The following is a 23,912-nucleotide window of genomic DNA, read 5'->3' on the forward strand; positions in this document are numbered from 1 at the left end:
TAAAGTAAGGCTGATTATTACCCTAATCAGGTAACTTTCCCTTTAATTATCCTTCCCCTATTTAGTTCATAAAAACCATAAAGAGTATTAAGAGTTCATTAATATCTTGATAAGTATCGCTATTATTCTTGGCCTAACACTGAATATAGTAACGATACTTTTAAGGATGAATGTACATGTTTGCTAATAAGTTTACGCTACAGTCACGTCTGATTTTTGCTGTGTTATTACCTTGCCTAGCCTTATTGATTGTTGGAATCGCAAGTATAAACAGCATGTCTAATATCCATCACCAGTCTAAACAACTCTATTTAAATTCTTCGGCTCCAATGCGCTCAATGGCGGAAGTGGCGTCTCGTATTCCACGTATGCGAGTTGGGATCGACATGATGTTATTGCAAGAAACTTCTTTAAGAGACAAGAAAGGGGTACTCACTCGCGTAAAAGAAACCAGAACAGAAGACATTCCTGAAATGCGTCAGGCGATTGTCCATGCCGTTGAAGCGCAGGCCAATCCTCAGCAACGCAAGGAAGTGGAAAAGCTGCTTGCTGAATTCGAGACCATGGTGGCAGATGAACTCACTCCAATGCTGGTGGCCTTTGAAACGGGGGACTTGAATACCGCACGTGAGATATATCGTGATCACTACGCGAAAACCTATGGGGTATTGCGTAAACAGGCTAACGCTATTTTAGATTCGTTACTTGAACAAGCGAAACAAAAGCACGCTGTGAGTGAACAAAGCTACCAAAGCGGTGAGTCTATGATGATGGCAATCGTTGGATTGAGCTTGCTGATTTCATTTGTGACGTCTGTGGTGATTGTTGTGAGCTTGAAACGCAGAGTTTCTTACTTGCAAACTTCGATCGCAAATGCAGCAACGAGTATGGCCTTAGATACACGTTTGGAGCTGGCTGGTAACGATGAACTGAGCGCCATTGGCGATAGCTTTAATGTGTTCATTAATAAGGTGCATGGCTCTATCAAAGAGGTAGCCTCAAGCTCACGTGAACTATCCTCTACCGCTAACCAAGTCGCCGAGCAAGCATTGTTAACTCAAGATAATTGCACTTCTCAGCGTGACCGAACCGTTCAAGTGGCGACCGCTATTCATCAGCTAGGTGCAACTATTGGAGAAATCGCAGGCAATGCGACTCAAGCAGCCGACGTTGCGAAACAGGCAACACAACAAGCAGAAAGCGGTGGTCAGGTGGTAAATAGTGCTCGTGAACAGATTTCTGGGCTAACTCAAGAATTAGACCAAGCGACAGACGTTGTCGGCACATTGGCGCACCAAGTCGACGATATTAGCTCGATCTTAGATACGATTCGCAGCATATCGGAACAAACTAATCTTTTGGCACTTAACGCTGCTATAGAAGCCGCTCGTGCCGGTGAGCAGGGCAGAGGCTTTGCTGTGGTGGCCGACGAAGTGCGTAATTTAGCGAGTCGCTCAGCGGGCTCGACCGAAGAAATCCAAGGGGTGATCAACCGCTTACAAGAAGAATCGAGTCGAGCAGTATCCGCTATGTCACAAGGCCGTGAACAAAGCTTATTGGTCGTTGAGCAAGCCGACAATGCCAACACATCGCTAGAGCAGATCACTTTGCACATCGACCATATCAGCGATCAAAATACTCAGGTTGCGACTGCAACAGAGGAACAATCGAGCGTGGTGAGTGAATTGAACCGTAACGTTGAAGATATTAACCAGCTAACGGTGGAAACCGCCGAAGTTGCGGATCGCTTAACAAGTAGCAGTACGCATTTGAAAAAGCTGTCGATTCAAATGGATAAATTAGTGAGTAACTTTAAGCTTTAGTGGCACAAAAAAGAGCGCCGTTGTGCGCTCTTTTTTGTTCTCAAGACGATTTGATAGGTAACTTTGCTTGGTAATGCTCAAGTAACACGTCGATTTCAGAAATCGCCTGAGCGAGTGCTTTAATACCTTGTTTCGCTAATTTTTTCTCTGGCTGCCTGAGGACAGAATGGGCCTTTTTTAACTCACCTTTATCTAAAATGCTTTCATGCAGTAGCAGTTCTTTGTAGGTGAGCAGCCGATTTTGAATCAGTCTAATTTCAAGAGGCGCTTTTTCTGAAGTGAGTATATGTTCGATACATGGGTAAGCTATCTCAAATTTATTCTCAATTTCCGAACTCAATGACTCATTTTCGCAATTTGCAAAATGCACAATTGGCCCCTTATTTTCGATTTTAGAAACTAGTTGAAAACTAAAGCAATTTTTATCCGGCGGGTATGTTATATCTACGGTTTCTTATGTAAATAGTTGCTAGTAAACATGGTCCACTTCTTGCTGTATTTAGGTCATACCTGTCCTTAAGGAGAGATCTATGTCACAAGAACCTATCGTTATGGCTTTGATTAATCGTCGAAAACTGGCTGGATTTTCACAGGAAAAGATGGCCTCAGTCGCTGGAATGAGTTTAAAAACCTACCAACGCATAGAGCGGGGAGAAACTGATATCAAGGTATCTCAATATCGTTCGATTATGCGGGCATTGAATTTGACGGATTTAGATATCGCTCTAGATACCTTGGACGTATCGAAAGTGATTCCAGCAGATGTGGCAGCGGCGAGTCGCTTATTAAGCGATGAAGCAAGACTATTGCTCGTGAAATTGATCTTGCTGATTCAGAAAGATAAGCAGTCGGAGTGATGACTAGGTTTGCGGACAGGTTCACTGAAAAACCAGTAACCATACCAATCGGCTACTGGTTTAACAGACTTGCGTTAGCTATTTTAAGACTTCGTTACCTGTCGGAAATGCGGCGTCTCCAATCACTTTTCCATTTACTGTTTTCCCATAATAGCCTTGATGATTGTGATACCGCTCGGCATTGGCTTTTAAATCACCCTTAAAGCGCGGATCTTGTGGTCTTTCATGGCTGTTTACAAATGCGGCTACATCCCAGGCGTCTTGAACGCTCAACTGAATACTTTTTCCTAAAGGCATATTCTCGTAAATGAAGTAGGCGGCCGTGTTGATACGGTGCATGCCCGCGCCCCAGTTATAAGAATTTGGCCCCCAGAGTGGCGGGAAATAGGAACGACCATCTTCGCCTTTTATCCCTAAACCATCGCTTCCGTGACATGTTGCGCAGCTAGTTTGGTAAACCGTTTCACCACGAGAAATTGAAGGCTCCAGCTCAGGCTTGTCAATCTTAGGGTAGCCACGGCCAGGTAATTGATGGCGAGTTTCTACGGGGTATAGAGCTGCGAGCTCTTGCGGGAGTGGGAATGCTTCTGTTTTACCGCCAACTTGGAGCTGCTTATCGGTTGGTTCAGGAATCGCGACGTCTTGCATGTCATGTTTATCTAAAATTCCCCCCATGGCTTGCCAATACGCGTAAGCACTTAATGCGACCAATTCTGGTGAATTTTGTGCGGGAGGCTGGCCATTCATTGAGTAGGTAAAGCAGCCTTGAATACGCTCAGCGTAGCTGTTTACTTTATCGTTCTTTTTACGATAAGCAGGGTAAGACATGTACGCCGCCCACAAGGGAGCAGCGTTGGCTTTCATGCCCGCTTCCATGTGGCAGTTCACGCAGTTCTGCTCGTTTCCTACGTATTGGCCGCGCATTTGTTGGGAGTCGACAAACAATGAGTAGCCGAGCTTAACCTTATCGCCAAACTCCCCTTCTGGAATTGTGATTAACTCGCGAGGGACTAAGTATTTATTGTCGTGTTCTTTAGCAACCGCTGGAAGCTCAGTTTGCCTATCCGGTAGTTCATTTCTGGCGTGAGCCGATGTGACGACGAATGCTGCAGCCAGCAATAGTGAAGGTAATTTCATTGTGGCTCCTTAGTAACGAAATGACGCGAAGTAGTAAGATAGATTTTTAATTTCATCATCGGTCAGTTTGCTGGCGATGCTGCCCATCATGTTTAATGGGTCGCCGCCACGAGTACCGTTTTTCCATGCATTAAGCTGTTGTTGAATGTAATCAGCGTGCTGGCTAGCAATGCGAGGAAATTTTCCTATGCCCATGCCACTTGGACCATGGCAGGTTGCACACGCTGGAATGTTTCTGTCCCAATCTCCTTGAAACACGAGTTTTCGATACGGGTTGTTTATGTCAGCTTGAGCGCCGCGTTGTTCTAAATCTGTAAATTGATAGCTAGGAAGGGCAGCGAAGTATTCGGCAACTTGACGGCGAATCTCAGGATCAGAAACGCTATCCGCCATGCCTTTCATTAGCGGGCTTTGGCGAGTGCCATCTGAAAATAGAATCAGTTGCTGTTCGAGATAATCAGCATTCATGCCAGCAAGCATAGGGGCCATATTTGCTTGGCCTTTGCCATCAACCCCGTGGCAGCCGCTGCATGTTTGCACGGCATCCGGCACGGCTGCATAGCTTATAGGGCTAAATAGCCCAAGTATCGTGAGAGAGAGTAGGGAGCGATGTTTGGACATATTCAACAATAACGGATTGGTTTAAGGTGGGGCTATTGTCAATATTGTGAATAAGATGGCTATTGTGGATTTCCACATAAATTGGCAGGATGAGATATTCCCCACCATAAGTGTGGGGAATAGGTTTCGTTTACAATATGAACACAGTTGAAAGCGTTAATTATGCTTTTCTTATTTTTGCGGGTAGTGCTTGCCGAGCTGCAGCCCCGACGACCCAATCGAGCATGACCCCTTGACCAAGGCGTGTTGGGTCAATCAAGCCAATGTCATTGAGGTTGACCCCATCATTGGATTTCATTTTTACAGGTTGCTGTAAGTCGCCAATCCAATGTGCTCGTTCACCTAACTCTTTGTGGCCAAAACCGTGCTCAAAACCGAGCGTGCCTGGCTTGATGCCTTCGACTACCATTGCCAATGCTTTAGTTGAAGCGCTAGGGGTTTCAATAACAAAGTAGTCTCCGGTTTTGATGCCAGCTGCATTGGCATCTGACGAGTGTAAATAGACCGGGTTTACTCCTTTAATGGAGTCCAACCTAGGTGATAAATTGGACACAGCACTGTGAATGTTCGACTTAAAATTAGTGAGAGTAAACGGCCACTCCTTGACTGGAAATTGCTGTTCGAGTGGGGTTCCATCCGCCAGTTTTTGAGGGTGCCAAGTCGGGCAACCTGTATAGAATTCTCCTGTCATGGTATTTCGAGAAGTGCCGAGCTTTTCGTTCCAAATACATAGTGGTTTCGCCCAGCGGTTTCTCATTTTTTCTTCGTCGTAGGCTTGAGTCGCATCTTGGAAGCGCCCACCACGAGCGAAGATATAGGCGACTTTACGCATTTCTTCAGGTGTCAGAGTTGCCTGCATTTGTGGCATTAATCTTTCTAAGCCCGACCACGTAATATCTTCTGCATCGACGTTAGGTACGCCTCCTTTCGCAAAGGCCAAATTCGCCGCCGAACGTAAGTAAAAATCTTCTGCGCTATGAATGCCGTGCCAAGTGCCGTTTGCATCTGGAATGGCGTTATTGCCGAAGCCGCCGAGCTTCATTGCTTTTGCCACATCGATGAAGAAGTTCTCTAAGTTGATTGAACGGCCATCTTGAGTTTTTGCGGTTTTCGGTTCCACGATCGGCCAGCGCGCGGTGACCGCTTTGGTTGGTACTCCATGCCACGGCACTGCCATTCCCCAGCTTTCGTAAGTGACGGTATCTGGTACTAGGTAATCTGATAAAGCGGTGGTTTCGTTAATAAAAGCATCGACAGAAACGATTAAGCCAAGCTGTTTTGGATCTTTTAGCTTGTCACCCAGTAAATTGTCTAACCCCGGTACGCCGTAGAGTGGATTCGCCATATGGTTGATCCACGCTTTTGCTCGGTATGGGTAACCATCAATGGCAGCCGACAAATGTTCAGTCAGCAGCGGAGCAGAGATCGGATACCAAGGCGCACGTGAAGGGTAAGGCGATTCTCCCGCTGCCACTTTACGTTTGTATTCGCTGGTTTTGTGGTATGGGAATTTGCTGCGCGATAGGAACACGCCTTTTGGTTTGGTCTTGCCGTTAAATTTGGTGAAATCGTAGCGCGGACCGGCAGCCGAAGTTGGGAACCCCCCCGCTTTGGCCATCGCTCCGCCTTTCATGTTGATGTTACCAATTAAGGCGTTGAGCATGAGAATGGTGTAAGAGTTGTAGAAACCATTAGTGTGCATGTTGCCACCGTGAGTATCTACGACGGCCTTGGTGCCATAGCTCGTAAAGCGCTTTGCTAACTCAATGATTTGCGCTTTCGGGATGTCGCATTGTTCGCTATAAAAATCCAGATCGTGTTTGAAGGCTTCGTCTTTTAAACGCTGTAGAGAAGACTTAACGCGTACTCGCTTACCAGCAATCATCACTTTTTGATCGACAAACAATTGCGCTGGCTCAGCTTGGGTATGCGCGCTCAATTTGCCTGTTTTTTGGTTCACGATGATAAAAGGATTTTGTTCAGCGCTGCTTTGTGCTGTCACTTTTCCAGACACGGGAAGACCAATATCCGAAGCGCGAAGCATGCGGCCATTGCTCGTATTCTGTTCATCACTGATGACAAGGTGAGTGGCGTTACACCAATGTGCAGTACCTGCTTTTTCCATCGCTTTAGCGCTTGGCTGAGCGAGGAAGTTCTGGTTGTAACGTTGGTTGTCGATGATCCACTGGATCATACCTAACACGAGTGCGGAGTCGGTTCCCGGCTTGATTGGTAGCCAGTTATTGGTATCTCCCGCCGCTAAGCTTGAAGCGCCTGCAGGTAAGCTTGGTGTTACTATGGTGTAGCTTAATGTGCCTTTAGCTCTGGCATCGGCCAACTGACGAGCTTGTCGTTTGAATGGGTTACCAGCTTGTGCCGGCGACATACCGATGAACAACACATATTCAGCGTGGTCGAGATCGGGTTTAAGGTGAGCAAACTTGTTTAAGTCGTTCATCAATGCACCAGAGCCCGCGCGGAACGCGTAGCCACAATATGAGCCGTGGTGGCCGAAGTTGCGAGTACCGTAACTGTTGAAAGCGAATCGTTTTAGAATGTCGTCACGGCCTTCATTACCAGCGTTGGTTACGAGCAGTTGGTTAGCTTTTGGCCCATATTCAGGGTTTTCAGGATCGAGTGGCGTGTGAATGTCACGTATTTCGCGTAGCCCTTCCACATGACCTTCGCCAAATAAATCCCCCCCTTCGACCACTTCATTGATGAGCTGTTCATAGCTGATCGGTTGCCATTTCCCTTCTCCACGTTTGCCCACTCGTTTAAGCGGTTGGGTAATCCGGTATGGGCTATTACGAATTTCCATCATGCCGTTGCCGCGGGCACACGCTGTTGAACGACCATTGAGGCCTGCTTCCCCCGCCATACCTAAATAGGCGTTTTTGACTGGTGTTTCAAATGGGATGTGCTGATGGTTGGAAAGCGGATGATAAGGATTACCAGAAATACGCAAAATCTCATCGTTACGATTATCAATACGTACATGTAAGCCACATAGTGTCCAGCATCCAAAACACATGGAAGGGGCGACACGCTGGTTTGGATTGGGGACGATTTTCCCATTTTCCTCCACCGTATACTCGGTTTCTAGCGAGTTACCGTGATGAATATGATTGGTTTTGCTTCCTGCTGTCCCTTTTAGAAGCCCATCGGCACTGTGTTTAGCGGTGGTTGAATAGCCTGCAGCAAAAGCACCGATACCACCTACCGCAAGGCCTGATTTTAAAAATTGGCGACGTTTGTTATCCATGTTTCAGTCCTTAATTATTGTGGGTTGGTGTGTGGGGGAGTGTCATTTTTAGCAGGTTTCGCCGAGACGACTTCTGATGCGAATAATGCCATTGCCAGCCAAAGGCCAACCATACCGAGAATGCCCAATAAGCCTGTGCTGCCCAGAGGTAGGTGATACGGAAATGCACCTGCGTCAAAGCGAGGAATGGTCTGGACTTCCATCATGGTGATCCAGCGAACCATCCACGCTGCGGTGAGACACGCAAGTGCAAGTACCAGCGCACTTCGACGGAGCTTCAGTAACCTTGGCGTTAGAGTGGCGAGTAGCGTGACAGCAAGCAAAGACAGCGTCATCGATGAAAGGTTGACTGCCCAATCGGTATTTTGAAACAGCACAAAGTTAGTGTTGTTGGACGCCCAAATGGGCACAAGAATCAGGGCTAAAATGGCACTCATGCTAGCGGTGCTTTGGATGATTCTGGCATCGCAGTCGGTGAGCTTTTCTTGTTTGGCTGGAAATAACGACCACATTAATAACGTTAACCCAATAGCTGCGGTAAATGCAGTGATGAACCATAGCAATGGAGAGGCTGGTTGATTCCATAATGGGCGACTGGCGAGCACTGCGATTTCAGCGCCCGTATACAAAGCGATAGTGAGCCCTGATAGCGCCGTGATGCTAGCGATAGCCAGTAGCTGTTTTGGAGAAATCTGCCATTTACCTAGCGACAAGAAAGCGAGCTTTCTTAGCAACAGATTGTGGTTGGATTGCAATTTATCGATGTCATTGCGCAGATATAACCACGCGGTCAGCACACATAATGCAGAAAATATCGGTAGGAATAATGATCCCAAAGACATCCAAGACCAAGGCGTGAAGTGTGCGTAAAAGTGCCACGCTCGCCCTGGTTGGTGAAGATCACCCGTTAGCGCTAATGCGCCGACAATCGATCCAATCGCCATCACCAGCACCAAAGCACTGCGAAATAGGTGACTAGTGTGAGTCTTGAAGAGCAATGCGATCACAAAAAGAATCGCTGCGGCGTAAGAAGAACCAATGTAAAAGAAATACTGAACAGCCCACGGGAGCCAAGCAATTTCTTGGGGGGGAACTAAGATCTCAGTGATGTTCATGCGTGCTCTCCTTGTGGTTCATAAATGGCAGGTTGAGCATCGACCTGACTGACAAAGCGGTCGTTCATGCCGATGTAAAACACATGTGGTTTGGTATTTTGCTCGGGCTTAAGTACTTTGATGTCGTGTTGATTCGCTTTGAGTAATTGGTTTATCTCGCTGTTTGGATCTTCGATATCACCAATAACTCGCGCGCCGCCGACACACGTTTCCACACAAGCGGGAAGTAACCCATCTTCTAATCGGTGTGCACAGAAAGTGCATTTGTCTGCGGTGAGAGTGTCATGATTAATGAAACGAGCATCGTAAGGGCAGGCTTGGACGCAGTAGGCACAGGCGACGCAGCGCTCGTTATCGACCATGACAATGCCATCTTCGCGTTGGAAAGTCGCTTGAACCGGGCACACCTTGATGCATGGCGCATCGTCACAGTGGTTACACAGCCTAGGCAGCATGAATGCTTGAACGTCTTTTTGAACTTGAGTGCCGTCGTCTAGAGTGACTTCATATTGCTTGACGGTGGTACGGAACTGGCCAATAGGCGCTTGGTTTTCGATAGAGCAGCCGACAGTACACGCTTGGCAGCCGACACATTTTCGTAAATCGATTGCCATGGCATAACGCTTACCAATCGAGCCCTTGCGGTCGGGTTGGTCGTTGTTACGAATAATAGTGCTCGCGGTAGCGGTTTGAATGCCTGTTACTGGGATCAAGGCCGCTCCGGCACTGACAGCTCCAAGTCGATTGAGAAAACGTCGTTTCGTTGAATCCATAATGTACCTATTAGGTAAGAATCTTTAAGGAAGTCTTGCGTTGTCGACATTGTCAAAAATCTGCGGTTTGGGCGGTATTGTGGATTTCCACATACTCAGATCTAACTTGATCTAGAACAAATGTGGTTTTCGCTATTGAGCTGTTATGCTGTATCTACGCAAGAGATAAGTTGAATATGAGCGCGAGAAAGGGTGAGGCAATAGATTGATTAAAGCGTTATGGCTGATGGCTGGCCTTTTCTTAACAGGCTCTCAAGCCGCGACTGAATTAGAGGTTTCTCATCATGAGGTGGGCGCGGTGCAAACGAACGAACAAGTCGTCGAGGTTGGTGTGCTTGCCATTCGCGGCCGACTTGCTGCAGAAACGCGTTGGCAACCGACGATGGATTGGCTCGGCGCTCAAATTCCCAATACTCAATTTGTACTAAAACCCTTCACATTGCTCGAAATGGCTGAAGCAGTAAAAGCGCAACAGGTGGATTTTATTGTGACCAACCCTGGGCAAGCGGTGCGTCTGGGGCGTCAATATTCATTGTCTTGGTTAGCCACTATGACCACTAATCAAACCGTAGATCGAACCAACAGTATCGGCTCTGCGCTGGTGGTTAGGCGTTTGTCTCCTTATATTGCACTAGAACAATTGCAGGGTAAGCCTATCGCCGCGGTCGCTGATAACGCCTTTGGTGGTTACTTAACCCTACGTTATGAAGTGGTGAAAGCTGGCTTAAACCCGAATCGATACTTTGCGAACACTCAATTTTTAGGCTTTCCTATTGATGCCAACCTGTATCAATTACGGGATGGGCACGTTGAAGCGGCAGTCGTACCCGTATGCTTGCTAGAAAGTATGATTGGCGATGGTTTGCTTAGCCCCGAACAGTTTCGCGTGATTAATGAAATGTCACCTGAGGGCTTTCACTGTGCAGTCTCAACGCCTTTATACCCCAACTGGTCATTTGCTAAAACAGAGCGAGCATCAAGCGAACTCGCCAAACAAATTTCTCAAGCTCTGTTCTCTATGCCAAGTGACAGCGCGGCGGCATTGCTAACCAACGCATCAGGCTGGACATCTCCAGTGAGCCTATTGGCGATTGATAAACTGTATCAACAGTTGGATATTCATCCGCTGCAGCAACCTTGGTGGAAAGTCGCGATTATTTGGTTGAAGCACAATCAACAGTGGGCGTGGGCATTCTTTATTTTGGTGGTTGCGCTCAATGTGTATCATTTTTGGCTGGAATATAAGTTTAGCCGCAGTAAAAAGCAGTTAGTGGAAACGCAAAACCGTTTGAAAGAGAAAAACGAGCAGTTGGAGCATTCACAGCGCGTGGCCGTCGTTGGAGAGCTTGGTAGTAGTTTGGCTCATGAAATCAATCAGCCATTAGCCGCTATTCGCAATTACAGTGAAGGCGGGCTATTACGCTTGGCGAAACAACGGCCTGCTGAAGACATCGTGCCGGTATTTGAGAAGATTCACAGCCAAGTGGATCGTGCAGACGCCATTATTCAGCGCCTGAGGAGTATGATTAAAAAGCGCTCTGCCGAAAAAGTCAGTACCGACCTTCAAGTGCTGTTAACCGAAACGATTGAGTTATTGGACTTCCGATTAACTAAACAAAATATAGAACTCAAAACTAAGTGGCATGGGGGCAAAGTACCGATAGTGATTGACCCTATTGGCTTCCAACAAGTGTTGGTGAACCTTATTAACAATGCTGCGGATGCATGTGTGAGTTATCGAGAGTCAGGTGTAGATGCTGATTGGCACGCGCAAATCCTTGTGCATATTCAATTTAATCAAGACAATGTGACCTTATCTATTGTCGATAATGGCACCGGGCTTATTGAAGAAACAGAAGCGGTCGAAAAAGCGTTTGTTACGACAAAGGTGGACGGATTAGGGCTTGGTTTAGCGATATGCCGAGATGTTATTGAAGCGCACAACGGCAGCTTGGAGTTAGCTTCACTCCAGCCTAATGGTTGTAAGGCAACCCTAATCTTACCTAGAGCGTGAATAGTGGTTTGAGCGACGCTGCCGCTTATCAAAATAGAGTTTATTGATGTAACTCCCTGTAATGAGTGAATAACTGAGGAATGAAAATGTCACACCAATCACTGCCCGTTTATGTGGTCGATGATGATGAGTCGATGCGCGACTCTTTAGTCTTTCTGTTGGAAGAACATGAATATCAAGTATCGGCATTTTGTGATGGACCCAGTTTTCTTTCTTCGGCGGACATTAGAGGAGCTGGCTGCGTTATTTTAGATAGCAGGATGCCACAAATGCGGGGACAGCAGGTACATGAGTACTTACTTGAGCAGCATAGCCCTTTGTCAGTGATCTATTTAACGGGTCATGGTGATGTACCAATGGCGGTGGACGCACTGCAAGCAGGAGCGGTGAACTTTTTTCAAAAACCAGTCAAAGGCGATGAATTAACCCAAGCGATTGATAAAGGTTTGGATGAATCGCGAGAGCAAGTAAAAAAGCTGCAATATTTCGCGGCGTTTCAATCGTTAACTAAACGCGAAAAGGACATCTTGAAGCTGATTATAGACGGCAAGAGAAACCAGAAAATCGCAGATGAATTGTGTATCGCAATGCGCACAGTAGAGGTACATCGTGCCAGCTTATTGAAAAAGTTTTCAGCTAAGACGGTCGCTGAATTGGCTTTCATTTACGGGCAAATCAATTAGCGCAGTTAACGGATTGAATCTTGATAGCGATCTTCTAATGTTTGGAAACCAGTCGCGTAAGGGAATACTCTATCCATTACAGGTTCTAACTCGGTCAACCTGTCAGTAGCCGGAGGATGGCGTTTCATGAAGGTGGCCCAAGCATTGGAGCTTGGTTTTTCGCTGGCAATTTTCTGTAATACAGAAATATAGGCATAAGGGTCGTAACCCGCGCGAGCCGCAATAATGACAGCCATTCGATCGGCTTCTTCTTCATCTCCACGAGCCAAGCCATTGGCGTATAAAGAGTCAACGCCTGCCGACAGCTTTTCAGCCATTTCGACGTTATCTTGAGTGCCATCGGAATCACGACCTTTACGGTTATTGTTTAGCTGGTATGCCAGTACGCCAATGTCTGAGGCCAAGTCTAATGACGTTTGTTTTTGCAGTGCTTCGAGATAGTGGCGCTCTAGGACATGCGCAATCTCATGTGCCAATACACCCGCTAACTCCGCCTCATTACTTAATCTAAGTAGCGTCCCTCCAGTGATAAAGACATATCCGCCGGGCGCGGCGAACGCGTTAAAGCTGGTGTCATCTAACACCACAAAATGCCACTCTAAATCAGGACGTTCACTGTTTTGTACGAGCCACTGCCCGACGCGATTTACGTAGCGTTGTACTTCTTCATTATCTAAAACACGGCTATTGGTGAGGAGCAATTGAGCCACTTCGTACCCAAACTCTGATTCCTCTGAAGCACTTTTCCCGCCGATGTCGGTGATCTTAGACAGCGAATTCGTCACTTGACCTAAATCGATATTATTCAGCATCTCTAGGTCGGTGGTTTTGCAGCTCAATAAGCCCAAACTCAGTGTGAGGATGAGTGAAAGCCGGGAAGAAAGACGGATATTCATTCTTAGTCTCCAATCCTTGTTAGCTGTTAGTCAACATAGCGAAAGTCTTGGACTCGGAGCTGGCCTTCATGAGCAAATGCCAGAGCTTCGTCTTGGGAGACGGAGTAGTGTTTGAGTGTCGACATATCGAATGGAACGCCATGGCCAGTGGCTAATTCATCTTCAGATAGCCCTCTAATCCCGGTGGCAACGGTCACGCCACTGCTGCCCTGTGAGAAGACTGACAGCACACTGCTTTCTTCGCCTGTGACTGGAAAGCGTAGCCACAACATTTTTAGCCAACCTTGCATTTGATAGGGGGTTTGAACTTGGTACCAACCACCTTGGCGGTTAAGGATCGTGACTGAGGTGTCCGCTTTTAAGTAGTCGATATTCTCACTTTGAATCGATGGGGCGAGCTTGAGTTTTACATCATCAACGGTGGTTGCTTGTTGCGCAAAAACGGACGATATAAATACCAATGTGCAGGTGAGCAAAATCGCTAAGTGTCTCACGGGGGACTCCATGGCTAGGCCTTGACCTTTAAGGTATAGGCAGCAGGGTGAACATTGTCAAAGTGAATATAGGGCCTTTATTGATTAAAGTATCACTGGTTTTTGGGAGGTAAAATACATCGAAATTCTAGCTAGTTTTTCTTTTTGGAAGGGATATAAAGGGTTACGGGTTCTTCTCTGCCTTTAAGTGAGTGGCTACCCATTTCTTCAAACTCAAAATCATCGATACACGCATCACGAGTGCTGCTAGAAACCAGAATATTACAGCGGTTCTTAGTCACTCCTTCTATACGGCTCGCCACATTAACGGGATCCCCAATTACTGTGTAGTCGTACCTTTGCTCTCCGCCAATCGCGCCCACCACGACTTCACCAGTATGAATACCGATACCGATGTTAAATTCTGGGAGGTTTTGCTGAATGCGAAATTGTTCCAGCTTATCGACCATCTCTAGCGCGGCTTGTATGGCTTGCTTCTCTTGTTGTTCGTTATCTAGAGGAGCCCCCCAAAACGCCATGATGGCATCACCAATAAATTTATCTAAGGTACCATTATGCTGGAATATGACGTTAACTTGCATCGAAAAGTAGTCATCGAGCAATTGCACGATCTCTAATGGAGTGTGCTGTTCAGACAAAGTAGTAAAGTTGCGGATGTCTGAAAACAGCACGGTGACTTTACGGTTTTTGGCCTGTAACGCTTGCTTGGTTTGCCCTGAATCAACTAACTGTCGTACAACATTGCGATCCATGAATCGGCCAAAAATATCGATGGCATAAGCGTATTCCCGCTGTCGTTGTAGAAATTGAATGACCAATACACTCAAGAAGTAAACCAGTATCAGGGCAATCGAGCTGTTAACGACCAACAACCATTTTTGAGAGGCGAGTAGGTAGCTGGTGGCGTAGCAGCCCAAAACCAAAATGCCACAGGTTAGCGTGGCTGGAATCACCCTTTTGGCTACCAACAAGCTAATGGTAATAGCGAATAGAAAAATAATACTCAGGAGCCATTCGATCACCGTTGGCACTTTTGCCAATTGTTCTTGGTGAAGCAAATTGTCGATGGCAGTAGCGAGTATATAAAGCCCAGGGTAAGAAGCACTTAAAGGGGTATGCTTGAGGTCGTGCAGTCCGGTTGCAGTTGATCCTATTAGAACGATCTTGTTTTCAAATAAATTGGGGGTGTGAAAGGGACGTTCTTCACTCACTGCCTTGTAGACATTGGCATAAGAAAAGCGAGCATAAGGCGAACTGTATTCTTGTGCGACGGGCTTTTTCCAATCAAGGAGTAACTCATCTTGGTTTGGAATCGGAGCCCCTAGATATCGCGCAACTTTGGTGGGTAATGTGTCGATAGTCCAACCTTGAATCTTATGCTCAATATGGTAGCGGCGTCCTATCCCATCGTGATCGGGGATGAAGTTGATGGTTCCGAGCTTCCAAGCGGCTGGGTGGATGGCGCTTGGCAGTAATAGATTGGCACGAACCTCGGTTTGATTCACGTCATCAGGAGGTGTTAGCCCAACCGAAGCTGGGTAGTCAGCGAGTTTAGGAAATAAATGATTCTGCTGTGACTCAAAATGCAAGATGGGCAAAAAGATATTGCTTTGGCTAGCGATCACTTCTGAAAGGTAAAGGTCCGAATCTGGTTGGTAGATATCAGGCTCTGAAAAGAGCAAATCAAACACAATCGCTTGAGGTTTCTGCTGAGAGATGTAATCGATCAGTTCAGCATGAACGGCGCGCGGCCATGGCCAACGTCCGACGCTGTTTTGCATTGCTTTGAGACTAGGATCATCAATATCGATGAGTACAATATTTGGGTCGCCATAAGATAGCTTACTCCATTTTTTCACAGCGAAGTCGAGCCAAATGTTGTCAAAACTGACAAGCGGCTTGAGCCAAGAGTTAAGGGTCAGCAGTAAGCTAAACAGCAATAGCATAGCCAGCAATAGGCGATGCTTGGCAAACGCGGAGCGAAGAATTTTGTTTTGGTGAGACAGATTTTCCATGATGAAACTAGCTGTCGTCTAGCAAATCAAAATCGCACACATGGTGATGAAATCCGCAGGTTTTGTCACTTGGCGTATTGTAGTGTTTGCCTTGAATCACCAGATACACTTTTGCATCGATAAATAGGCGCACTAGATCCACGTTAAGTTGCTGACTTTCCGCTTCGTTGGTGAGAATTTTAAAGGCTACTTCATTCGGAAGAGCTTGCTTATATGGGCGATCAGATGCGGTCAAAGCATCGTAAATATCGCAGATAGTCATGATTTGAGAGGCGAGTGGGATTTGGTCATGATGTAAACCTCTTGGGTAGCCACTACCATCGCGTTTCTCGTGGTGAGCGCCTGCAATGTCAGGTACGTCTTTGAGCTCATTTGTCCATGGAATTTGCTTTAAGAAATTTTCAGTGTGCGTGACATGAGAGCGAATCTCGTCCATCTCTTCTATGGTTAAACTGCCTTTGGGAATGGAAAGTGCCGCGAGTTCATCTGTGCTGATAAGAGCCGATAACGCGCCATTCTCGTCGTAGGCTTGGCATTGGTGAACACGATGTAAGCCTTGCTCGACCGATTCAGGCAAAATGCTCGGCTCGTTGGCTTGCAGTATGTCTTGCCAAAACTCTTCTAGCTGAACAATCTGTTGCTGCAACACCTTCTGCCGATGAAGTTGTTCGTCGGCATCTAGGCAACGGTGCTGCTGAAAAAGCTTCAGTTCGGCTTCGGCTCGCTCTTTCATGAGAGTTTGCTGCGTAAGCCTGATTCGATATTTGATCACATCAAGCTGATGTGTAGTGAGCTTTTTCGCTTTGGTTAACACCGCTTCTCGCACACCGACTTTGCCAAAATCATGCAATAGCGCCGCGTATTTAAGCTGGCGTAAGTCTTTTTTATTTAACAGCTTATGTTGATATTGAGTTAAACCGGAGTCGGGGATCGCTTGTGCGAGTGCGACTGATAAATCAGCGACCCGAAATGAATGACCGCTGGTGGTTGGATCTCGTTGTTCAATAGCGGTAACAGAGGCTTGCACAAACCCCTCAAATAAGTGGCGAATGCTCTCGATTAAGCGACGGTTTTCTATGGCGATGGCCGATTGGCTCGCCAATGCACGAAGTAGAGGGTTTACGTTGTCATCAAATGGAATCACATTTTCACGAGTAATCTTATGTGTGAGCAAAGCGGTATCGGCGGTTTTTTTGCGGTTGATGAACTGGAGTACACCAATAATGTCGCCATCGTGATTTTTGATTGGCAAGGCTAATAAAGATTGGCAGCGATACCCCGTGGCGTGGTCAAAGACAGGGTTAAAGCTATAGGGCGCGTCATCCAGTTGATAAACATCTTCGATATTGAGTTCAAATCCGTAGCTGGCAACGTAGCCTGAAATGCTGGTGTCGTTCAATGGGAAGCGCCGTTCTTCAAACTGGAAATCAATCGATGCGTTTTGAGTGAGCTTTAATATCAAGTAGTCGTTGCCTTTATTATCACTGTCGAGTAGAAACAGTGAGGCGGCATCACACACCGCTAGCTTTCTGCCTTCATCTAAGATTCGAGTCAGTAGTGCCGCGAGACTTTTTTCTGCAGAAAGGGCAATCCCAATGTCTGCAAGTCGCTGCAAATTAATGGACTTGTTCTTAAGCAGTTGGGTTAACTCAAGCTGCTGCTTAGCGAGCACGAACTGAGTGAGGGCGGTGTGAATGTGCTTTTTTGTTACCCTCTGGCTAAAACCAATCGGCAGATATAAATCGGCTTCAATATCTAAATGCTGCTCAGCTAAGAGTAAAGTTGGGTGGGATTGTAAGTATTGAGCCAGTTGTTCTTTCGGCAGTTGCTCAATGAGTGGTTGATCGAGGATAAGCAGCGCGGGGCTCGATGCCTCTAATTCGTTGAGGCACGCTATTTCAACGCATTGAATCTGTTGTTGGCTGAGTTGCTGGGGTAGTTCTGTTGAGCCGAACCCCGAGCCGTGTGCTATCACCAATGATGGAGTGGCGGCAAAGTCCATTATGCTTATCATCCTTTCTCTTTCCCACGTTAATAGGATAGTTCAGCTTTACTTCACGAGTTGAGGGATATTGAACTTTTTGCGTAGGGACGAGCTTCAGGTTTTGGGTAATGGTTGATGTGCCAAGTCGGTGACAATGGTAAAATTGGAAAATCTAAATTAAGTATTAGGAATTGAGATGTCTTCTGATTACAACGGTTCGAGTGCCAATTATAAACGCAAAGAAAGTGGCTACCGTGATAAAGCGCTGAAACTATACCCTTGGGTTTGTGGTAACTGTGCTCGCGAATTTGTCTATTCCAACCTACGTGAATTAACGGTTCACCATAAAGATCATGATCATACCAACAACCCAGAAGATGGAAGCAACTGGGAGCTATTATGTTTGTACTGCCATGATCATGAGCATTCCAAATATACCGATCATGAGCGCTACGGCACTGAAATTAAGGCCGGCCAAGATGAGCATCAAACCGCGACACATAACCCGTTCGCAGATTTGAAAGCAATGATGAAAAAATAGTCGCCAGCGAGCAGCTAAATTTGATGATCAAGGGAGTGCACTGGCCTCCCTTAGATGCTTATCTAGTGGCAGCTTCTGCCACAAGGGCTTTAGCTCGGCGCTTGCCTGCTTCGACTGTACTACTCTTAGTTGAGAGGTGAATAGAGCATGCAACGGAGCGCCTACCTTTCCAATAAACAGGCTGAGTCGTCGTAGGACGAAATATCGAGCCCTACCATGTGGGCTTCTTATCTGTTTCGATTCCTGAGATACTGGTTCGGTTTAATGCGGGTTTCTTAAGTTTTCGTCTAAGAGACCGCTAATATATATATCACCTTTGGTTGATGGCGTATTCCATGGTTGGAGTGGCGCGGCAGCTGAATAATTATAAGAACTTATATGAGTACAATGGGAATCGCGATTGGCGCGACTGCTCTTTCGTTAGTGCTAGTGTTTATTTGGCTTGTTTCTCTGTCGATGCGAAAGAAGAGAATCGAGCAAGAACGCAGAGCCAGAGAAATTGCGTATCGTAAAGCCATCGAGAAAGCGAAAAAACAAGAGAAGAAGGATCGACTATTTAAGGCCGAAACGGGGCATATTCCTACAATTCTATTCCTTGCTAAAGAAGCCGAGCGTACCAATTTAAAAGAAGCGCTTTACTGGTATGAGAAAGCAGCGCAAGACGACAATATCAATGGTATGTATGGCATTGTTCGGATAAGCCAGCGTAAAAAAGAAGATTTAATCCTTAAAGAACAAGCGAACTTCTGGAAAATGGCAATCGCCGGTTTGGAAGGGGACCAACACGCTAAGTTTGAAATGGGTAAAGCGCTGATCCATGGGCGTGGTACGACGAAGAATATCCCTAAGGGAAATGGCTTAGTAGAAGAAGCGGCGATGTCTGGCAACACAGAAGCCATGATTTACATGGGCGACTGGTGTATGTCTAAGAACAATAATAACAAGTCACCAGAAGGTTCCACTAAGTGGTTTAAGCTTGCCGCCGACAAAGGTTGTGCTGAAGCAAAAGTGAAGCTTGGCCTGAACTACATAAACGGTGTCGGGGTGCCTAAAAACCACAGTAAAGGTTGTTATTGGTTAGAGTGTGCCGCCGAGAAAAGTAACCCTGAAGCTATGTTCCGTGCCGGTGAAGCGTGGGCAGAGTACGGCGAGCATGGTAACTCTATCGCTTATATTTGGCTGTTCTTAGCCGCGCATTTTGGTTATGAAGAAGCAAAACCGTTAAGAGACAAAGTGGGTTCGAATATTGGTGTGGATTCTGTGGTGGGTTTGCAGTCGTTAGCTAAGCCTATTATGAAGAAACTCGCGAATAAGAGTGTGGCTAAGCACTCAATCATCAAGGCGTTAAACAAGCTCTACAAACGTGATATTCCTGTTCCTAAGAAGATGGAAGATCCGACGGAAGAGTTAATTACAGTTGATGAAGAGGAACTGGTTGAAGAACAACCGCAAGAGCAGAAGGTGGGAATAAATACTGACTTCAACTTTTCTCAGTCGACCATCGAGCCGATGCGTAAAGAATAGCCGATGCTTAAAGTTAGTTAGCTGATAACATCGCGTGAAACCTTAAACGCTAGCCAATAAAAAAGCCCACAGATGTGGGCTTTTTTGTTTCTCGGCACTTAACTTGAGGGGGAACTCACGGCGTTAAGCGCCAAGAATTCTTAGTGTTGTTTTTGCTGCTCTGATTTACATACTGCTGCAGTAAATACTACGTCAGTTGAGCTGTTTAGCGCTGTTTCAGCTGAATCTTGGATAACACCAATGATGAAACCAACCGCTACAACCTGCATCGCCACGTCGTTTGAAATACCGAACAGGCCACATGCTAGAGGGATAAGCAGTAGAGAACCGCCTGCAACACCAGATGCGCCACATGCCGATACTGCTGCTACAAGGCTTAGAAGTACAGCTGTCATGATATCGATTTCAATACCCATAGTGTGTACCGCAGCTAGAGTCAGTACAGTGATCGTAATTGCTGCACCAGCCATGTTGATAGTCGCGCCTAGCGGGATAGATACTGAGTACGTATCTTCGTCTAGCTTAAGCTTCTCACACAATGCCATGTTTACTGGAATGTTCGCAGCACTTGAACGAGTGAAGAATGCCGTTACGCCACTTTCACGAATACATTGAAGTACCAGCGGGTATGGGTTCTGTTTCGTCTTCACAAATACGATTAGCGGGTTAATAACTAACGCGATGATTAGCATTGAGCTAAGCAGTACTGCTAGTAGTTGACCGTAGCTTGCTAGTGCGTCAAAACCTGTTGTTGCGAAGGTCGATGCTACTAGGCCAAAAATACCGAAAGGTGCTAGGCGAATGATGAAGCGTACAATCTGAGAAACGCCGTGGCTTAGATCTTCGAATACAGCTTTAGTTGTTGCTGAAGCATGGTGAAGTGCAATACCAAGACCAATAGCCCACGCAAGAATGCCGATGTAGTTAGCATTAACAAGTGCGTTTACTGGGTTGTCTACAAGTTTGAATAGTAGTGTATTCAGTACTTCTGCAATACCTTGAGGAGGGTTAGCGCCTTCTGCACCAGCAACCAGTGTTAGGGTTGTTGGGAACATGAAGCTTAGCACTACTGCAGTAAGTGCTGCTGAGAACGTACCAATTAGGTAAAGAACGATAATTGGACGCATGTGCGTGTGTTGGTTTTTCTTTTGGTTTGCAATAGAAGCAGCAACAAGAATGAATACTAAAATTGGGGCTACTGCTTTTAAAGCGCCTACGAATAGACTACCTAGCATGCCTGCATCTTTTGCGGTTTCTGGTGAGATGGTTGCCAAAAGAACACCCACAACGATACCAGCAAGAATTTGGAGCACTAGATTGCCGCGAGCAAAACGGGCAAAGATATTGTGATTTTGCATAAAGATCCTGCAATTGTTTGGTTTTTATAGTTTGTCGAACTTTATAAAAAGACGATCATTTCGACCATTCACTAGCCGAATGGCCGCTATATTAACTTGATAATATTTTGTGTCTAGGAATAGTTTATTTTTGGTTTAATTGTTTGCGCTGTGTGTTGATTGTGGTGGTAAATGTTAAATTTGTGTTTGTGGTTAAGTTAACAAACTGTCATTAATTCGGTTTTTACTGCATAAAATGACGCTATCTGACATTGGATGATTTAATGATCTTGTGAATATTTAGTGAAGGGGATACCACTAGGTGAGCTTTCCATTGGCCGTTCAGCACTGAGAAAATGAAACGCTGCATATTTGTCTCGTGAGGCTCTGAATAAGGCTATCTTGCTGGTCGTCTAGGCGAGGTATGAGACTCGTTGAATTTTCGTGATACAGAAACATAAAATAATGCCCCTCCGTTTGTAGATGCGCTGCAAAATGTACGTTTGGCCAAAGTGCTTCAAACGAAAAGAAGGTGAACCAATTGGCTCACCTTCCTTTTCATTAGTGTTTACTTGGCTTTAATCGAAGTTAACCGTGGTTGATAACTGTTGCTTCTGGCGTCACCTTGCCGTCTAGCACCTTTTGACTTACCCCGTAGTAACGAACAGTGAAAGAGAAGTCCTGGCCTTGGGTGTTGATGTTATTAATCGCTTGCTCGCCACAGTTAAAAGACACTGTGATCGTACCATTAGCGTTTTCTTCCCAGTTATTTGATGAAACATGGTTAGCCCCATCAATTAAGTAGCGTGACTGGTCATATGCCGTGATAGAAGTGAAATACTTAGATTGTGGCTCATCGAACGTTGTCGTGTTGCACTCTGAACCGCTAAACGTTACTGAATTTGTGTATAGGTTAGCTACGTCGACCTCTGGTGATGAACCACCCCAACCATTTGCGTTTTCAAGGTTCCATTGATGTCTATCTGTTACTTGTTGCGAAGTTCGCGGGAACGTGTAGTTGAAGATCTCACCTTGTGTTTCAGCGGTCAGTGCTTTAGTCCAAGTTTCTACTTCGTCATAGTTGAAGCTTTTTACCTGATAAGTGCCAAATTTAAGGTTGTCGGTTGTAATCTGATCTTGCGCGGCACGCGATGCGTCTAGCCCTTTCTCGGTGCCAGTTCGATAGATTAAGAAGGCATATTGAGTTTCTACCGGGAGGTCATAGCTACCTTCACCCACCACGTAGTGCTGCCCATGACCACCTTCGGAGACGACTTGCACTGCCATGTATACGTCTACTTTCGGGATGTCGAAATTTACTTTCCCGTCTACGGTTTCGACAACGGCTACAGAATAAAGGGTGTCATCGTTCATTTGTACGGTAGGTGCGTCTTTTCCGCGAGGCGGCAGTGCTCGCATATGTGTCAGCTGGTCATTAGCACCAAGTGCTACCCAATTTCGATAATTGCGTGCCGTTTCGGCAAATGCGTAGTTTTGCTCTGTGACTTTAAGAACATCGGCCTGTGAGGACTGTGCAGCCGTATCATTATCGAAAGAACCGCAAGCTGTAAGTGAAAGGCTAGAAGCGATAATAGCGCCAGCAATCAAAGATTTCTTTAAGTTCATAGTGACCTCCTAATCAGTCAGTCTAAATAGTAATTGATAATGAAAGGCTGCTAGGAACCGTTCATTTCTGGATTGACTTCAGACTATCGGCAGGCTGGTATTACATCAAATGATATATATCTATAACTGATATTACACTAGTGCATTTCTATGTTGGATTCGTTTAATAATCAACGAAGTAGAGCGCGGGCGAAGATGATTGGTAATGGATTATTAACTCACTCTAAACAGAGATCTTTCCTTTGAGTGACTCAAGAATCATAGATTTAAGCCAACTGTGTGAAGGACTCGATAGGGTACGTCGGTGTTCGATGAGATAAATATCTACCACGTAGGGCGCTTCTTCAAAGGGCTTGATGACTTGAAAGCGAGAGTCTAATACTTCGCTATGAGCCAAAGCGTGCCCAGCAATGATCAAACGTTCTGTACCTTCCATCGATTGAGTTAATGTCGATAATTGGCCTGACTTAAGGGCGATAGTTCGACTTTTTCCTTGCTTAGCCAGCGCAACATCGATGGGATTGAGGTAGTGATTGTTTGAGCGTATATCCAGTGATAAATCAACGAAGGGATACTTAAGGCAATCATCTAAAGTAATGGACGGTTTGGACAGCAGTGGATGGTTGGCTGCGCCGTAAATAACAGGGTAAGTGCTACCAATTTTTGTGGAATGGTATTCATCGCTTACTGGTGCGTCTTCAACATGAATAGAAAAGTCGACTTGCCCTTCTTTGAGCAACAAAATAGGGTCAAAAGACGATGGGTATTCTTCTAATGTCGCATTGGGGGCTAAATCACCAACCCTTTTTGCTAAAGGCGTCATCAGTAGCTGGCTCATTAAAGGTGGAACCGATAATCGAAAGTTTTTCTCGCACAGTTCGGGATTAAAGCTACTGCTGTTGATCAGGCTGTCGACGGAAAGCAAGATGGTATCTAGCTTGGCTTCGAGTTCCAGTGTTTTTGCGGTAGGTTGTAAGCCGTTGGACTCACGATAGAAAAGCGGATCGTCGAACAAGTTCCTTAGTCGCCCTAGTATTCTGCTCATCGCTGGCTGTGACAAATACAGCTTATCAGCTGCGCGCGATACGTTTTTCTCTTTGATGAGAACGCTGAGTGACACCAGTAGGTTGAGGTCTATTCGAGATAGCTCTTGTTCGAGGGTTTTCATGCTAAGTCTACATTCCATTTACTATCTTATGGCATATTA

19 protein-coding genes are annotated in these 23,912 nt (G+C 46.0%); 6 read left to right on the top strand and 13 right to left on the bottom strand.

Features of this window, described 5'->3' with window-relative positions; all coding sequences use genetic code 11:
* Positions 1-176: 176 nt before the first annotated feature.
* Positions 177-1,823, top strand: a complete 1,647-nt coding sequence (locus ELZ11_RS06830) for a methyl-accepting chemotaxis protein (RefSeq protein ID WP_137356632.1) — start codon at positions 177-179, stop codon at positions 1,821-1,823.
* Positions 1,824-1,863: 40 nt separating this feature from the next.
* Here the strand turns inward: ELZ11_RS06830 and ELZ11_RS06835 are convergent, their stop codons facing one another.
* Positions 1,864-2,193 (bottom strand): hypothetical protein, encoded by a 330-nt coding sequence (locus tag ELZ11_RS06835; protein ID WP_137356633.1) that lies wholly within the window; start codon positions 2,191-2,193, stop codon positions 1,864-1,866.
* 160 nt (positions 2,194-2,353) lie between these two features.
* Between ELZ11_RS06835 and ELZ11_RS06840 the strand changes: the two genes are divergently transcribed.
* Positions 2,354-2,680, top strand: a complete 327-nt coding sequence (locus tag ELZ11_RS06840; protein ID WP_137356634.1) for a helix-turn-helix domain-containing protein — start codon at positions 2,354-2,356, stop codon at positions 2,678-2,680.
* 78 nt (positions 2,681-2,758) lie between these two features.
* Here the strand turns inward: ELZ11_RS06840 and ELZ11_RS06845 are convergent, their stop codons facing one another.
* The 5 genes from ELZ11_RS06845 to dsrO all read right to left on the bottom strand — a co-directional run bounded on the left by ELZ11_RS06845 (position 2,759) and on the right by dsrO (position 9,591).
* Positions 2,759-3,817, bottom strand: coding sequence for a c-type cytochrome (locus ELZ11_RS06845; RefSeq protein WP_137356635.1), 1,059 nt, complete (start codon positions 3,815-3,817; stop codon positions 2,759-2,761).
* A 9-nt stretch (positions 3,818-3,826) separates the two neighbouring features.
* Positions 3,827-4,438: a c-type cytochrome gene (locus tag ELZ11_RS06850; protein WP_137356636.1), complete on the bottom strand. Its 612-nt coding sequence runs from the start codon at positions 4,436-4,438 to the stop codon at positions 3,827-3,829.
* Positions 4,439-4,598: 160 nt separating this feature from the next.
* On the bottom strand, positions 4,599-7,703 hold the full coding sequence (locus tag ELZ11_RS06855; protein ID WP_137356637.1) for a tetrathionate reductase subunit A: 3,105 nt from the start codon (positions 7,701-7,703) through the stop codon (positions 4,599-4,601).
* Between the two features lie 14 nt (positions 7,704-7,717).
* Complete coding sequence (gene nrfD / locus ELZ11_RS06860; RefSeq protein ID WP_137356638.1) at positions 7,718-8,818, bottom strand: NrfD/PsrC family molybdoenzyme membrane anchor subunit; 1,101 nt, start codon at positions 8,816-8,818, stop codon at positions 7,718-7,720.
* Positions 8,815-9,591 carry a sulfate reduction electron transfer complex DsrMKJOP subunit DsrO gene (gene dsrO, locus ELZ11_RS06865; protein WP_137356639.1) on the bottom strand — a complete coding sequence of 259 codons (777 nt, stop codon included), beginning with the start codon at positions 9,589-9,591 and terminating at the stop codon, positions 8,815-8,817. The genes nrfD and dsrO overlap by 4 nt, the downstream gene beginning before the upstream one ends.
* Positions 9,592-9,817: 226 nt before the next feature.
* Between dsrO and ELZ11_RS06870 the strand changes: the two genes are divergently transcribed.
* Positions 9,818-11,605, top strand: coding sequence for a sensor histidine kinase (locus ELZ11_RS06870; RefSeq protein WP_137357031.1), 1,788 nt, complete (start codon positions 9,818-9,820; stop codon positions 11,603-11,605).
* Between the two features lie 80 nt (positions 11,606-11,685).
* Complete coding sequence (locus tag ELZ11_RS06875) at positions 11,686-12,288, top strand: response regulator transcription factor (RefSeq protein WP_137356640.1); 603 nt, start codon at positions 11,686-11,688, stop codon at positions 12,286-12,288.
* A gap of 5 nt (positions 12,289-12,293) precedes the next feature.
* On the opposite strand, the gene ELZ11_RS06880 is transcribed toward ELZ11_RS06875, so the two are convergent.
* From ELZ11_RS06880 to ELZ11_RS06895, 4 genes are all read right to left on the bottom strand, one after another.
* Positions 12,294-13,184: a M48 family metalloprotease gene (locus ELZ11_RS06880; protein WP_137356641.1), complete on the bottom strand. Its 891-nt coding sequence runs from the start codon at positions 13,182-13,184 to the stop codon at positions 12,294-12,296.
* Positions 13,185-13,210: 26 nt separating this feature from the next.
* Entirely contained in the window at positions 13,211-13,678 is a 468-nt protein-coding gene (locus ELZ11_RS06885; RefSeq protein ID WP_167494642.1) for an SH3 domain-containing protein, read from the bottom strand.
* Between the two features lie 131 nt (positions 13,679-13,809).
* Positions 13,810-15,693 carry an adenylate/guanylate cyclase domain-containing protein gene (locus ELZ11_RS06890; protein WP_137356643.1) on the bottom strand — a complete coding sequence of 628 codons (1,884 nt, stop codon included), beginning with the start codon at positions 15,691-15,693 and terminating at the stop codon, positions 13,810-13,812.
* A gap of 7 nt (positions 15,694-15,700) precedes the next feature.
* Entirely contained in the window at positions 15,701-17,707 is a 2,007-nt protein-coding gene (locus ELZ11_RS06895) for an HD domain-containing phosphohydrolase (protein ID WP_137356644.1), read from the bottom strand.
* A gap of 166 nt (positions 17,708-17,873) precedes the next feature.
* On the opposite strand from ELZ11_RS06895, the gene ELZ11_RS06900 reads away from it, so the two are divergent.
* Positions 17,874-18,218 carry a YajD family HNH nuclease gene (locus ELZ11_RS06900; protein WP_137356645.1) on the top strand — a complete coding sequence of 115 codons (345 nt, stop codon included), beginning with the start codon at positions 17,874-17,876 and terminating at the stop codon, positions 18,216-18,218.
* A gap of 378 nt (positions 18,219-18,596) precedes the next feature.
* The gene (locus ELZ11_RS06905) at positions 18,597-19,742 is read left to right on the top strand and encodes a tetratricopeptide repeat protein (protein WP_137356646.1); all 1,146 of its coding nucleotides are present in this window, start codon (positions 18,597-18,599) and stop codon (positions 19,740-19,742) included.
* A 140-nt stretch (positions 19,743-19,882) separates the two neighbouring features.
* On the opposite strand, the gene sstT is transcribed toward ELZ11_RS06905, so the two are convergent.
* From sstT to ELZ11_RS06920, 3 genes are all read right to left on the bottom strand, one after another.
* Positions 19,883-21,100, bottom strand: a complete 1,218-nt coding sequence (gene sstT / locus ELZ11_RS06910; protein ID WP_137356647.1) for a serine/threonine transporter SstT — start codon at positions 21,098-21,100, stop codon at positions 19,883-19,885.
* Between the two features lie 567 nt (positions 21,101-21,667).
* Positions 21,668-22,705: a DUF1254 domain-containing protein gene (locus ELZ11_RS06915; RefSeq protein ID WP_137356648.1), complete on the bottom strand. Its 1,038-nt coding sequence runs from the start codon at positions 22,703-22,705 to the stop codon at positions 21,668-21,670.
* Between the two features lie 223 nt (positions 22,706-22,928).
* Entirely contained in the window at positions 22,929-23,873 is a 945-nt protein-coding gene (locus ELZ11_RS06920) for a LysR family transcriptional regulator (RefSeq protein WP_137356649.1), read from the bottom strand.
* Between the last annotated feature and the right edge of the window lie 39 nt (positions 23,874-23,912).

This window comes from Vibrio profundi (genome assembly GCF_005281835.1).
GTDB lineage: Bacteria > Pseudomonadota > Gammaproteobacteria > Enterobacterales > Vibrionaceae > Vibrio > Vibrio profundi.

Excerpts from the sequence above, each read along its gene's own strand:
- ELZ11_RS06845 (WP_137356635.1), bottom strand. The coding sequence starts at position 3,817 with ATGAAATTACCTTCACTATTGCTGGCTGCAGCATTCGTCGTCACATCG.
- ELZ11_RS06850 (WP_137356636.1), bottom strand. The coding sequence starts at position 4,438 with ATGTCCAAACATCGCTCCCTACTCTCTCTCACGATACTTGGGCTATTT.
- ELZ11_RS06915 (WP_137356648.1), bottom strand. The coding sequence starts at position 22,705 with ATGAACTTAAAGAAATCTTTGATTGCTGGCGCTATTATCGCTTCTAGC.
- ELZ11_RS06855 (WP_137356637.1), bottom strand. The coding sequence starts at position 7,703 with ATGGATAACAAACGTCGCCAATTTTTAAAATCAGGCCTTGCGGTAGGT.
- ELZ11_RS06890 (WP_137356643.1), bottom strand. The coding sequence starts at position 15,693 with ATGGAAAATCTGTCTCACCAAAACAAAATTCTTCGCTCCGCGTTTGCC.
- sstT (WP_137356647.1), bottom strand. The coding sequence starts at position 21,100 with ATGCAAAATCACAATATCTTTGCCCGTTTTGCTCGCGGCAATCTAGTG.
- ELZ11_RS06830 (WP_137356632.1), top strand. The coding sequence starts at position 177 with ATGTTTGCTAATAAGTTTACGCTACAGTCACGTCTGATTTTTGCTGTG.
- ELZ11_RS06895 (WP_137356644.1), bottom strand. The coding sequence starts at position 17,707 with ATGATAAGCATAATGGACTTTGCCGCCACTCCATCATTGGTGATAGCA.
- nrfD (WP_137356638.1), bottom strand. The coding sequence starts at position 8,818 with ATGAACATCACTGAGATCTTAGTTCCCCCCCAAGAAATTGCTTGGCTC.
- ELZ11_RS06905 (WP_137356646.1), top strand. The coding sequence starts at position 18,597 with ATGAGTACAATGGGAATCGCGATTGGCGCGACTGCTCTTTCGTTAGTG.
- ELZ11_RS06880 (WP_137356641.1), bottom strand. The coding sequence starts at position 13,184 with ATGAATATCCGTCTTTCTTCCCGGCTTTCACTCATCCTCACACTGAGT.
- ELZ11_RS06920 (WP_137356649.1), bottom strand. The coding sequence starts at position 23,873 with ATGAAAACCCTCGAACAAGAGCTATCTCGAATAGACCTCAACCTACTG.
- ELZ11_RS06870 (WP_137357031.1), top strand. The coding sequence starts at position 9,818 with ATGGCTGGCCTTTTCTTAACAGGCTCTCAAGCCGCGACTGAATTAGAG.
- dsrO (WP_137356639.1), bottom strand. The coding sequence starts at position 9,591 with ATGGATTCAACGAAACGACGTTTTCTCAATCGACTTGGAGCTGTCAGT.
- ELZ11_RS06840 (WP_137356634.1), top strand. The coding sequence starts at position 2,354 with ATGTCACAAGAACCTATCGTTATGGCTTTGATTAATCGTCGAAAACTG.
- ELZ11_RS06875 (WP_137356640.1), top strand. The coding sequence starts at position 11,686 with ATGAAAATGTCACACCAATCACTGCCCGTTTATGTGGTCGATGATGAT.
- ELZ11_RS06900 (WP_137356645.1), top strand. The coding sequence starts at position 17,874 with ATGTCTTCTGATTACAACGGTTCGAGTGCCAATTATAAACGCAAAGAA.